General features: G+C 38.2%; 11 protein-coding genes and 1 riboswitch. Of the genes, 9 read left to right on the top strand and 2 right to left on the bottom strand.

The genetic code is table 11. The features are described 5' to 3' along the window. The first annotated feature begins 502 nt into the window (after positions 1-502). The 6 genes from JFV29_RS22715 to JFV29_RS22690 all read left to right on the top strand — a co-directional run bounded on the left by JFV29_RS22715 (position 503) and on the right by JFV29_RS22690 (position 5,500). Positions 503-1,786, top strand: a complete 1,284-nt coding sequence (locus JFV29_RS22715) for a GntT/GntP/DsdX family permease (RefSeq protein ID WP_201186525.1) — start codon at positions 503-505, stop codon at positions 1,784-1,786. A 48-nt stretch (positions 1,787-1,834) separates the two neighbouring features. Next, the gene (locus JFV29_RS22710) at positions 1,835-2,611 is read left to right on the top strand and encodes a 3-hydroxybutyrate dehydrogenase (RefSeq protein WP_201186523.1); all 777 of its coding nucleotides are present in this window, start codon (positions 1,835-1,837) and stop codon (positions 2,609-2,611) included. Positions 2,612-2,753: 142 nt separating this feature from the next. Continuing rightward, a complete protein-coding gene (locus JFV29_RS22705) occupies positions 2,754-4,181 on the top strand; it encodes a GntP family permease (RefSeq protein ID WP_201186521.1) in 1,428 nt (475 codons plus the stop codon). A gap of 219 nt (positions 4,182-4,400) precedes the next feature. Then, entirely contained in the window at positions 4,401-4,904 is a 504-nt protein-coding gene (locus tag JFV29_RS22700; RefSeq protein WP_201186519.1) for a DUF6773 family protein, read from the top strand. 10 nt (positions 4,905-4,914) lie between these two features. Then, a complete protein-coding gene (locus JFV29_RS22695; protein ID WP_053347568.1) occupies positions 4,915-5,121 on the top strand; it encodes a helix-turn-helix transcriptional regulator in 207 nt (68 codons plus the stop codon). A gap of 124 nt (positions 5,122-5,245) precedes the next feature. Continuing rightward, complete coding sequence (locus tag JFV29_RS22690) at positions 5,246-5,500, top strand: sporulation protein (RefSeq protein WP_201186517.1); 255 nt, start codon at positions 5,246-5,248, stop codon at positions 5,498-5,500. Between the two features lie 49 nt (positions 5,501-5,549). On the opposite strand, the gene JFV29_RS22685 is transcribed toward JFV29_RS22690, so the two are convergent. Continuing rightward, positions 5,550-6,185: a hypothetical protein gene (locus tag JFV29_RS22685; RefSeq protein ID WP_201186515.1), complete on the bottom strand. Its 636-nt coding sequence runs from the start codon at positions 6,183-6,185 to the stop codon at positions 5,550-5,552. Between the two features lie 347 nt (positions 6,186-6,532). Continuing rightward, on the bottom strand, positions 6,533-8,581 hold the full coding sequence (locus JFV29_RS22680) for a molybdopterin oxidoreductase family protein (protein ID WP_201186513.1): 2,049 nt from the start codon (positions 8,579-8,581) through the stop codon (positions 6,533-6,535). Positions 8,582-8,739: 158 nt separating this feature from the next. Then, positions 8,740-8,830, top strand: a riboswitch (SAM riboswitch). Between the two features lie 142 nt (positions 8,831-8,972). Here JFV29_RS22680 and JFV29_RS22675 point away from each other — a divergent pair. From JFV29_RS22675 to JFV29_RS22665, 3 genes are read left to right on the top strand one after another with little or no spacing between them, the layout of a single operon-like run. Beyond that, the gene (locus JFV29_RS22675; RefSeq protein ID WP_201186511.1) at positions 8,973-9,974 is read left to right on the top strand and encodes a 2-hydroxyacid dehydrogenase; all 1,002 of its coding nucleotides are present in this window, start codon (positions 8,973-8,975) and stop codon (positions 9,972-9,974) included. An 18-nt stretch (positions 9,975-9,992) separates the two neighbouring features. After that, entirely contained in the window at positions 9,993-11,483 is a 1,491-nt protein-coding gene (locus JFV29_RS22670) for an FGGY-family carbohydrate kinase (protein WP_201186509.1), read from the top strand. Further along, a complete protein-coding gene (locus JFV29_RS22665) occupies positions 11,473-12,717 on the top strand; it encodes an MFS transporter (RefSeq protein WP_201186508.1) in 1,245 nt (414 codons plus the stop codon). The genes JFV29_RS22670 and JFV29_RS22665 overlap by 11 nt, the downstream gene beginning before the upstream one ends. Positions 12,718-12,848 lie beyond the last annotated feature (131 nt).

Below are 12,848 nucleotides of genomic sequence, written 5' to 3'. Positions count from 1 at the left end.
TAAACTATATTAAGATTTAAATTGAGTGTTTATAACTCTATATCAAAAAAACATTATATTTTGTAGAAGTATACAGGATAGACAGCGATCTTAATAAGCTGTCTATAACAAGTTCTAGTTAATATAAGTTTATTTTGAACTATAAAATCTGTACTATCCCTTATTTTATATATTCTCAACTTTGCCAGCCTATATTCTTGGTAATTTCTCTAAGACAAGGACACCATTAAGGTGATTGTATATTAATGCCCTCTTTTTTCTATTTTAAAATAACAAAAAGAGGGTGCGCTGAAAAGGTCTTTGAAATATATCGTTTTCTCATTAATTAATCATTCGGCTAGTCACCATTCTAGGCATGGACTCAAAGTTAACGACTATTTAGGGAGGGCTGTAAGACACGCATTCTTGATGTCTTAAGCCCAGAGAGATTTAACACTATCAAGGGGGAACTTATGATGGAAAGCAAAACTATTTATATCACCATGAAAAGAGGTGATTTCGAGTGTTAAGTATAGTTGTTGGCTTAGTATTGTTAATGGCTTTAGCTTATTTGGGATGGTCCATTATTTGGGTAGCCCCATTGGTGGCTGGAGTTGTAGCATTAATGAGCGGATTAGATGTATTTGATACGTATACAGGAACCTATATGACTGGTTTAGTCGGATTCGTTCAGAAGTGGTTCCCTATCTTCTTGCTGGGAGCAATCTTCGGGAAGTTGATGGAAGAAACAGGTGCAGCGAAATCCGTTGCCAAAAAGGTAACACAGTTAATTGGTAAAAAGAGAGCGATTCTGGGGGTATTAATCGCTTCAGCTGTGTTGACATATGGTGGAGTTAGTTTATTTGTAGTTGTGTTCGCCGTTTACCCAATTGCTCTTGCCTTATTCAAAGAAGCGAATGTTACGAGAAGGTTACTTGTTCCTACTTTTGCGCTTGGGGCATTTACTTTCACAATGACAGCTATTCCTGGGACTCCGCAAATTCAAAACTTAATACCGATGGAGTATTTTCATACTACCCCTACTTCGGGAATGATAATCGGGATAGTTACTTCATTAGTAATGGCAGTTGGTGGATATTTCTGGTTAGCCTATAGAGAAAAATCACTTTCTGCTAAAGGCGAGGGATTTATAGAAACGGATGATTCCGTTACGGATACAGAAGAAGACGAAAAAATCCCAAATTGGTTATTGTCTTTGGTACCGCTTCTTATTGTTGTCCTATTACTTAACATTGTTAAATTAGAACCTATTTATGCTTTATTAATAGGTGTTCTGAGCATAATGGTCATTAATATCAAGGATTATAAAAAGTTTATTTTCTCTGTTAACGAGGGAGCAAAAGGTTCAGTAATGGCCATTCTGAATACAAGTGCTGCTGTTGGATTTGGAGCGGTTATTGCGGTGATACCTGCATTTGATAACATCACTTCTTGGTTACTTAATATTTCTAGCAATCCATTAGTTGCTGAATCTCTTGCTGTACAAATCATGGCTATCATCACTGGTTCTGCTTCAGGCGGTATGGGTATTGCGCTTAATGCTCTTGGCGATACTTTTTACAGCCTGTCTCAATCAACGGGAATTAGCCCGGATGTATTCCATAGAATGGCTGCGGTTGCCTCAGGTGCATCCATATTCCCTAATAATGGTGCTCTCTTAACACTATTAGCGGTTACAGGATTGACTCATAAAGAAACATATAAAGATGTATTTATGGTAGCGTTTATCATCCCGACAATTGCAATGATCGTCGGTATTATAATGGGTGCCATCGGTATAGTGTAATAAACATTTGTACCTAAAAATTTAATTAACTATAGGAGGAATTTTATTATGGTTGAAAATAAAGTCGTTATTATTACAGGTTCTGCACGTGGAATTGGATTTGAAATTGGTAAACACTTCGCTGAAAGTGGAGCCAAAGTGGTTCTTTCTGATATTAATGAAGTAACAGTAAAGGAAGCGTCTGAGTCCCTTAAAGAATTAGGATTCGAATCGATCGGCATCAAAGCCGATGTAACAAAAGAGGAAGATATCGAAAACCTAGTTAAAGAAGCTAAAGAAACGTATGGTTCAGTGGATATCGTGATCAATAATGCTGGGTTGCAACATGTATCACCAATCGAAGATTTTCCAACTGATAGATACGAATTGATGCTAAAAATCATGTTGACAGCGCCGTTCATTCTAACTAAACACGTGTTCCCGATCATGAAAGAACAAGGTTTTGGCAGAATCATTAACGTCTCTTCCATTAACGGTGTTATCGGATTCGCAGGTAAAGCGGCTTACAACAGCGCAAAACACGGAGTTATCGGTTTAACGAAAGTTGCTGCTTTAGAAGGAGCAGAACACGGTATTACGGTTAATGCTTTATGCCCTGGATATGTAGATACTCCACTTGTTCGCGGACAAATGGCAGACTTGGCGAAAACACGTAATGTACCAGTTGAGGATGTTTTAGCAGAAGTTCTTCTTCCTTTAGTTCCTCAAAAACGTTTACTAGATGTTAGTGAAATTGCTGACTACGCATTGTTCTTGGCAAGCGATAAAGCTAAAAGTGTAACAGGTCAAGCTGTTGTAATTGACGGTGGCTATACAGCTCAATAATGGGATAAAGAAATAGTTTATAAGAACAATAAGGGTGAACCTTTCTGACAAATTTTAATTTGACAGAGGGGTTCACTTTTAGTGTTTTTTCACTTGGATGGGGAATATTTTCAAACTTGGATTATTTTTTAGGGGGATCTTCATGGATTTAATGATTATATTGCTGGCGCTTGGGCTTTTGATGTTTGCAGCCTACCGCGGTTATTCTGTTATTTTATTTGCACCTATATTTGCACTTTTACCTGTTTTCTTTATTGACCCGAGTAACATTTTACCTTTTTATTCCGGTGTATTCATGGAAAAGATGGTCATTTTTATAAAAAATTATTTTCCCGTCTTTTTATTAGGAGCCATTTTCGGGAAAATCATTGAAATGTCGGGTATTGCCGAATCTATTGCGAGGACTATTGTTCGGTTGATCGGTGCCAAACAAGCTATGCTGACGATTGTACTTTTGGGTGCAATTTTAACCTATAGTGGAGTGAGCTTGTTTGTAGCGGTTTTCGCCATTTATCCTTTTGCCGTTCAATTGTTTAAGCAAGCCGATATTCCTAAAAGGCTTATGCCGGCTACCATCGCACTTGGAGCATTTACGTTCACCATGGATGCTTTGCCGGGAACACCGCAAATTCAAAACGTTATTCCTACGTCTTTCTTTGGAACGGACATTTATGCTGCACCTATACTTGGAATAATAGGGGCTATTTTTGTCTTATCGGTTGGTTTAGCTTACTTAGAGAGCAGTAAGAGACGAGCAAAAAGAGCAGGAGAAGGATATTATGGGTTCGCAGAGGAAAACGTCGATGCACTTGAACAGGAAAAAGGGGAACCAGTTCCTGACTTGCATTCAAACCAATCTGTTTTAAGACAGATTTTAGCATTTGTTCCTCTTGGCCTAGTGGCATTTATGAATAATTATTTGTCAAAAGCCATACCGAAATGGTACCCAAATGGGTTTGATTTTTCGGCAATAGGGTTAGAATCCTATTCAGTTGATGTAGCGGCCACTGCTGCAATCTGGGCGGTGGAAATTGCGTTAGTCGTCGGAATTATCACAGCACTTGCCTATGATTGGAAACGAGTAACGAAGAACATGAAAGAAGGACTGAACAACAGTATTGGCGGATCACTGCTTGCCGTCATGAACACAGGTTCTGAGTACGGTTTCGGTGGAGTTATTGCTGCACTTCCTGGATTTGCAAAAATCAGCGATGGAATATCAGGTGTATTTTCGAATCCGCTGGTCAATGGTGCTGTCTCCACTAGTGCACTCGCAGGTATAACAGGATCTGCATCAGGAGGAATGGGAATTGCATTAAGCGCAATGGCTGATAAATACAATCAGGCAATCGCTGCGGCAAATATATCACCCGAAGTGATGCACCGTGTTGTCGCTATGGCATCAGGTGGCATGGATACACTTCCACATAATGGAGCCGTTATAACCTTGCTTGCAGTTACAGGATTAACACATAGACAATCGTATGGCCACATATTAATGATTACCATCATTAAATCATTGGCTGTCTTTGTCATCATTGCACTCTACACTTGGTTTGGTATTGTTTAAATGATGAATTCACGAGTAAATGGTGAAAACTCACGAGTAAAAGTCCGAAACTTACGAGTAAACCCCCAAAACTCACGAGTAAACCCCTAAAAAAGGGACCCATTCATAAGTATGGGTCCCTTTTTTTATACACTTTGCAATTTATACAGTATTAAATGTAATATATATGTTGCAATATGTTAAATAAATCATATAATAGAAGTGAATGGAGGGTGATTAATGATGAAAGTATTTAAAAAAATCACGGATGAACGAATCGAGAATGTAAGAAATAAAATTTATAAAGAAATGTATCATGTCATTATAGCCATTTGTCTATTGAGCGTACTTGTTAAAATATATAAATATGGTGTAGGCAGCGGGGAATTATATCTGGAGTTGGTGATCCTTTTGGCATCAGGGGTGTATTATTTAGCTCGTTCCATTTTCTTAGGCGTATTCTGGGATGAAGTAGAAATGCATGACCGAACGAGTAAAACACCGATGAGCAAGAAGACCATTTTTGGTACGGTTGGTTTAGCTCTCATCATCGCTACGATCATGGGGGTGAATAGTGCTGTATCCTATGCGGATGGCAGTTCACAAGGCTTGTGGTATTTTGTATTGGTATGGTGTGTTTCGGTTATGATCTATTTGCCGATTTTACTTCTGTTTTTTGGTGGTATATACTTGCTAGCGAAGAAAATTGGAATGAAAAATAGCGAAGATAATAAGAAATTGTAGGTGCGTTCCTTTGAAAAATATAAAACTGAAGCTTGCAAGAGTGGAAAAGGATTTGTCACAAGATGAGCTAGCCAAGATTGTCGGTGTTTCCAGACAAACGATAGGATTGATTGAATCCGGAAAGTATAATCCCTCATTAAGTTTGTGCATTGGTATTTGTATAGCATTATCACGTACGTTAAATGATTTGTTTTGGGATGAAGAAATAAAAGATTAATCATTGCTTTGGATACCCCTTTTTCATTACGAGGCCAAAAACCAAGGAATTTCTCATCACAAAATGGGGGAAGGTATAAAGGCAGTTTGTTAGCTTTCACCTAATAGTTGAGAGGGATGGTATGATGGATCGTACGATTGGTTACTTACGTGAGATATTGTCTAACTATACGGATCAATATCCTGAAGCGCAGGAAATTTATAATAAAATCAAGGATGGACACTTTCATTCTGAAGAAGAACTTATCGATAAGCTTACCGGCAAAGAAGCTAGACTCCTTAATCGAATTCTGCCTCAGGAAATTGAGCATGCAAAGGAAGCTAGTGATACAGAACGGGTCACTCAATTATCGGAGGTATACGAACTTATTCTTGTTTAATAAAACCTTGTCCATGTTAATCATGGACAAGGTTTTTAGATTTTTTTTATTAATCCATTTCGCTGAGGGAATCCATATGGCTTGCTATCATAGCGATGATCGTGCTAGCTTCTTCCTTACTGAATATAAAGTTTGTTTCATCTTTTATCAGATCATCATCTGCTGTACGAATGCGGTTAATCCGTTTTAGCACTCCATCACCAGTTTCCTGAACAACTCCGAATTGATAGGTGACCTCCACTTCATTTTCTTGAATATAGGCTGTCACTTCAGGTGTTTCCCATTCCACATCGATTTCGTACATCTCAGTTTCTTCGGTTAGTTCATATTCATCGTATTCATCATCGAGATCATATTCATATTCGATGCCATCCCCTTCTAAATAGTTATGGAAGCTTTCATGAACAGCATCAACGATATCTTCAATATCAGATAAGATCACCTTGCTAACCTGGCCTAAATCCGGATCAAAGGATTCCATATAAAATTCTTCATTATGGGGATCGAAAAACAGAGTGGAAAAATAATCCCTCTCATTGTCATCCAACTCTGTATAAAATTCGATACGTGGATGTTTAGCTCCTCGCTCCACGATCAAACTGCCATTTCGATCGTATTTTTCACAAATTGATTTAAGATGATCCTGCAATTCCCCGCTTACTCTGTCGAACCATTCTAAAGACATCCAACATCCACATCCTTTCATGATTATTATTTCCCAGAAAAAGCGAACCTGTCGTTCCATTTAAAGCCAGATGCATTTTGCCTCGTCGTTAGGTTAGGGTTTCTTAAGGTTGAAGCTTAATTCTAAAACTTTTTTGTTTGCGAGCTATTAGAATCAATTATTTATTCAATTCACTTCAAACTATAGTTTATTGTTGAGGATTCTTATACATTAGAAAGTCCCCCAACCATAAATGGAAAGGGGACTATTTTATGTTAAAAGGAGTATTTTGAGTAAAAAAGGTTCAAGCTATTTTTTATTAATTAGTCATAAAAAAATTTTAAGAAGGGAAGATAAGATATAAAAAATTAAACATCCTTATTCATTCTTTCTACATTCACACGCCCTGAAAAGAATGTAGCTCCGCCGCCCATATCGGCAATACGATCTGGAGTCAAGGCATTAACGAGTTGTTTTTTACCAGGCATGTCTGACCAGAGACCTTGACTGACTACGACGCCTGGAAGGACCTGTTCGCCTACAGAAACCACTAGCTCGCATTCTCCACGATCATTCCAGATACGGACAGTTGTACCATCTTCTATTCCTCGATTATCTGCATCCTTTTGATTCATAAATATTTTAGGTGCTTTTTCAAGTGTGATGTGTTTGTCATTATTGGAAAAGGTAGAGTTTAAAAAGTTATGGTTCGGTCCAGGTATGAATTGGAGAGGGTAATCCTGCTCTTCTACTAATGGAATATACGTAGGAAGGGCTGGATATCCATCTTCTTCCATCACTTTGGAATATAATTCGATTTTCCCACTAGGTGTTTGTAAATTCTTTAACAAATCGGTCAAATTACTTGCTTTGATGTAGCGTTCATTTTTTAGTTTCTCATAGGTTATATCCGATAAATAAGGATTGGATAAATCGTTTAGAGCTTGTTTCATTAATTCTTCATCGTCATCCTTAAGAGTTTGTTCGTTAAATTCCATGGCTTTTGCAAGTAGCCTGAATACCGCTGTGTTCGATTTACTTTCTCCATAGGGTGCGATGATAGGCTCATGTAAGTGGATATAATTATGCCAGTATGATGTATAAAAATCTGTATTTTCAAAGGCAGATGTAGATGGTAATACAATGTCTGCAAACTTCGCTGTCTCCGTTATAAACAAGTCATGGACGACAGTAAATAAATCTTCCCGGGCTAGACCCTCTCTTACTCTATTTGCCTCTGGTGCAACAAGAGCCGGGTTACTTCCATAGACATACAATGAGCGAATGGGGTTGTCCGGTTCAAGCAATGCTTTCCCTATTTGATTCATATTAATAGTACGTGTTTTAGTTTTTTTGAGATCAGGACGTTGTAAAGCTGCGGTATTAAAGGAGAGAAATCCTGAATTGGATTTAACTGCACCTCCGCCTTTTACTAGCCACTGTCCTGTTAAAGCAGGTAAACAGGCAATCGTCCGAGTGCTCATCCCGCCATTATCATGATGCTGAAGACCATTTCCAATCCGAATCATTGAAGGGGAAATCGCCCCATACATCCTAGCTAATTTGTATATGTCTTCTACGGGAACGCCTGTTATGTCAGAAACCATTTGTGGCTGATATTGCTCAAGATGATCTTCTAGCTCTTCATAACCAATCGTATATTCCTTTAAAAACGATCGATCCACTAGCTTTTCTTTATAGAGTATATGCATGATTCCTAATGCTAGTGCACCATCAGTCCCTGGGAGAATGGGAATGAACCAATCGGCCATTCGTCCGGTTTGATTTTTATGAACGTCAATAACAATGACTTTAGCTCCTGATTTTTTTGCTTTTTGTGCGATTGTTACTTGATGCATATTTGTACTTACAGCATTGATTCCCCAAAAGATGAATAACTTAGTTTCGGTCATCTCTTCTGGGTCTGTACCGTAGCTCCCCCCCATTGTGTAGCGGTAGCCTGTTGAGCCAGCAACTGAACAGATGGTCCGGTCAAGTTGACTTGATCCGAGGCGGTTAAAAAAACGGCGATCCATTCCTTCTGCAGCGAGTTTCCCCATATTCCCATAGAAACTGTAAGGAAGAATGGTTTGTGCCCCTTCCTCTGAAATAAGATTTTTCCAATGATTTGTGATCGTATCGATCGCTTCTTCCCAACTAATAATGGCGAAATTCCCCTCACCTTTTTTTCCCACGCGTTTTAAAGGTGTCTTAATTCTCTTGCTATCATAAATCCGTTCACCCATATTCCGAACCTTGTTGCAAATATTCCCTTTCGTCACTGGATGATTTGGGTCACCACTAATTTTCTTGATTTTTCCATCCTCTTTGTGTACAAGTAAACCACATTGGTCTGGGCAATCAAGAGAACAGACAGAAAGGACTACACCATTTTCTATATCTTTATATGATTGCATGTCAGTATCCTTTCATGAAAAAAATGATTCATAGATTATATCATACGGAGAGAATATTTAGAAAGTTCAAATAAATATTGACTTCCGTTTTGAAATTCATTATATTTGGTATATTCTATTAATTGAAAAAATAGTTAAACCAATATAATATTGTAAAATTTCTATCAAGAGAGGTGGAGGGACTGGCCCTTTGAAGCCTCGGCAACATTATTGTGCCAATTCCAGCAAGCGAAGCTTGAAAGATAGAAAGAGTGGCCTTTTATTTTATTGTTGTGAGAACGATATTATGAAGTAATTATCTCTTTCCGTCTTAGCGGGAAGAGATTTTTTTATTTTTAAGAAGTGAGTTACTGACAGGTAAAGTCGTTACATAAAGGAGAGAGATGTAAAAATGAACATTCTAGTAACAGCACCATATAACGAAGCGGGCATCAAGGAATTAAACGAGTTATTTGGAAAGGCTACCTATCAACCTTGGAAGGAAAATGGAAGGGCCTATAACGAAGTAGAGTTGATCTCTTTATTAAAAGAGTCTAAGGCGGAGGGGTTAATTACTGAGTTAGATCAAGTAACAGAAAAAGTATTCGCTGAAGTACCTGAATTGAGATTTGTGGGTGTGTGTCGTGGCATGCCTTCTAATGTTGATGTGGAAGCTGCAACAAAAAGGGGACTTCCCGTCTTTTTCACTCCAGCACGTAATGCTCAGGCTGTTGCAGAATTATTTGTCGGTAATCTCCTTACATTTTTAAGGCATACCATTCCTTCCAATCAATGGTTGAAGGAGGAAAAATGGAATGAAGACTATCTCCAAGCCTATTTAAAGTTTAAAGGAAATGAAATTTCTGGGAAAACAATTGGAATGGTGGGGTTTGGGGCCGTGGGCCAGCGAATTGCAGCGGTTCTTGAAAGTTTTCAATGTTCGATAAAATACTATGACCCTTATGTAGAGAGTGATAATCCTAATCATGTTCGGGCTTCTTTAGAAGACGTTTTTTCGACAAGTGATGTGGTATCCATACACCTCCCTAGAACAGAGGAAACGATCGGGATGATTAATGAACACTTTTTGGGACTGATGAAAGAAGAGGCAATCTTTGTAAATATGTCAAGGGCTGTCGTGGTTGAAAGAGATGCGCTTGTACAAGTATTAAAAGCACAAAAGATTAGGGGGGCGATATTAGATGTGTTTTATCAAGAGCCGCCTGAACAAAGTGACTATGAATTAATTAAATTGCCCAATGTATTAGCTACCCCTCATCTTGCCGGCGCAAGTTATGAGGTTGAGGATCATCACGTCTCAATAATGAACCAAGCGTTAACAAAGTGGACAACACAACATACTCTTCAGATTCCAACTCTATATAACAGAAGAAATCTAGAAGTTAAGTCATAAGAAAGAAGAGTGAAAAAAATGGCTATAAAAGAAGGTTATTTAGTATTTGATATCGGTACTGGAAATGCAAGAGTGGCTATCGTTGAGACAACAGGTGAAGTCGTCTCTATTGAGAGAGAGGATATACAATATGAAATTGAACCTCTTTATCCTGATAGTCGATACTTTTCACCTGAATTACTTTGGAAACAGCTTATTCAATTAGCAAAAAAGGCGATAGCTAAAGCTCAGCACATTTCAATCAAGGCAATAACGTCAACTAGTCAACGGCAAGGAATTGTCTTGCAGGATCAGGATGGGCATTCGTTTATCGGGTTACCTAATATTGATAATAGAGGCCGCGAATGGGAAAAGGAGTTTTCAAATCAACCATTTATTTATGAAAGGGCAGGTCGATTACCATCTGCATTGTTTTCAGCTTTAAAGCTGGTCGCCCTGCAAAAGAGGCAGCCGCAATTATGGGATAAAATTAAATACTTTACAAGCATCAGTGAGTGGGTTGCCTATAAATTAAGTGACGTGCTCGTCTATGAGCCATCACAAGCGACCGAAACACTGCTATATGATGTTCAGAAACAAGAATGGTCAGAGGAGTTGTGTGAACAATTCGGGATATCGGTAGACTTGTTACCCGAATTAAAATCGTCTGGTTCGATCCTTGGTGAAATTACACCGAATATGGCTCAGATGCTGGGATTGGACGAAAAGGTTTTAATCGTAGTAGGAGGCGGTGATACACAGCTGGCTATCGCAAGCACGTTTGCCGAAAAAGGTGATGTCATCATCGTATCTGGAACGACCACCCCTATTTGCCATATTACTGATGAATATAGTGTGGATTCTAAACGAAGAGCATGGACAAATGCCCATACGAATAAAAATCAATGGCTGTTAGAAACAAACCCAGGAATAACTGGGCTTAATTATCAGAAATTAAAAAATATTTTCTACCCAAATGAGAGTTATCAACTAATGGAAGAGGAAATGAGTAAGCTTACGACGATTGATTGTGTATCAACGTTAGGCATGTATCTGACAGATGAGAAAAATGCGACGAAAAAAGGTGGCTTCATTTTTAATACACCATTAGAAGAAAACTTAACCCGTGCTCATTTTGTAGCTTCAGCTCTATGGGAAATTGCTTGTACAGTCAAATGGCATTTCGACAAATTATGCGAAGTGATTCCTTACGATTTGCCATATGTATGGGCTTGTGGAGGTGGTTTTCAAAGTGAAACGTTAACGAAATTTGTAGCTAATCTCCTTCAAAAAGAAGTGCGCATTCATCAAGGGTTCAATCAGGCATCCGTTGTCGGATCTGCCGTTATCTGCAATAAGACATTAGGGGTAAATAGTGCATTATCAGGCGATATCAAAGCGATTACAAATGAGGCTAGTTACGATGAATGGAAGTATGAGGAGTGGAAACAAGCTCAACAGTTCTTTTTCAAAGACCAATATAGCTTAAATCCAAATAAGATAGAAAAGAGAGATATATATGTTAGATAGAATTGGAATACCTAAAAGTTTAAGCTGGGGTTTTTTAGGTGTTATGCTCTTTATGATGGGAGACGGACTTGAAGCTGGCTGGTTAAGCCCTTTCTTAGTTGACAATGGATTGACTGTTCAGCAGTCAGCGGCCATTTTTACTGTATACGGAATTTCTATAGCTCTTTCTTCTTGGTTTTCAGGTGTTTGTTTAGATGTTTTTGGACCAAAGAAGTCTATGTCTATGGGATTATTGTTTTATGTTATTGGGACTGCAGGATTTATCACTTTTGGCTTTGAAAGTATGAATTATCCTGTTATGCTTATCACCTATTTTATTAAAGGTTTCGGCTATCCTTTATTTGCTTACTCTTTTTTAACATGGGTCATTTATCGATCACCTAAAAATAAATTAAGTACAGCTGTCGGTTGGTTTTGGGTAGCTTATTGTGCTGGAATGATGGTACTTGGCTCTTGGTATTCAAGCTACGCTATTCAATACCTAGGTTATGTCAACACATTATGGACCTCTATTTTCTGGGTATGCCTAGGTACGATTTTTGCTATAGTCATCAACAAAGACAAATTTGAAAAGAAACAGATATCTAGCAAAAAAGAAGCAGTGAATGAGCTCTTAAAGGGCATCACCATCTTGAAAACAAATCCAAGAGTTGCTGCTGGTGGTGTTGTAAGAATTATTAATAGTGTAGGATCATATGGATTTCCGGTTTTCTTACCCATGCATATGGCTGAACATGGAATTGAAACATCTGTCTGGTTACAATTATGGGGTACGATCTTCTTAGGAAACATTATTTTTAATTTGGTTTTTGGTTTCGTTGGAGATAAATTCGGATGGAAAAATACAATCATCTGGTTTGGTGGAGTCGGTTGTGCTATTTTTACCCTTCTATTATATTACACACCAATGATCACAAATGGAAACCTCATTGCAACTAGTATTGTTGGATTTATATGGGGTGCTTGTTTAGCTGGTTATGTACCTATAGGTGCATTGGTTCCATCCGTTGCAGGTGAAGACAAAGGAGCGGCCATGTCTATTTTGAATTTTGCGGCCGGTTTGTCTTCATTCGTTGCACCTGCTATAGCCATGACTTTTATCGGTTCGGCTGGAGCAGAAGGGGTTGTATGGATTTTTGCGATCCTGTATCTAGCTAGTGCGGTGATTGTTAAATTCATTCGTTTACCAGAAGAGGATGAAATGAAAAAAGAAACGGATCCACTTGCATCATAATGAAACATGGTGACTTAAAATCAACTTTTCTTATTAATAGGAAGAAGCTACATTCCAATATTGGATTGTGGCTTCTTTATTTTTATTTATAACAGCTGCGTATCATTAAATGAAAATAAAAAAACTTTCAC

This window comes from Peribacillus sp. TH16 (genome assembly GCF_016651095.1).
Lineage (GTDB): Bacteria > Bacillota > Bacilli > Bacillales > DSM-1321 > Peribacillus > Peribacillus butanolivorans.
This window is presented reverse-complemented; position numbering and strand designations above follow the sequence as displayed.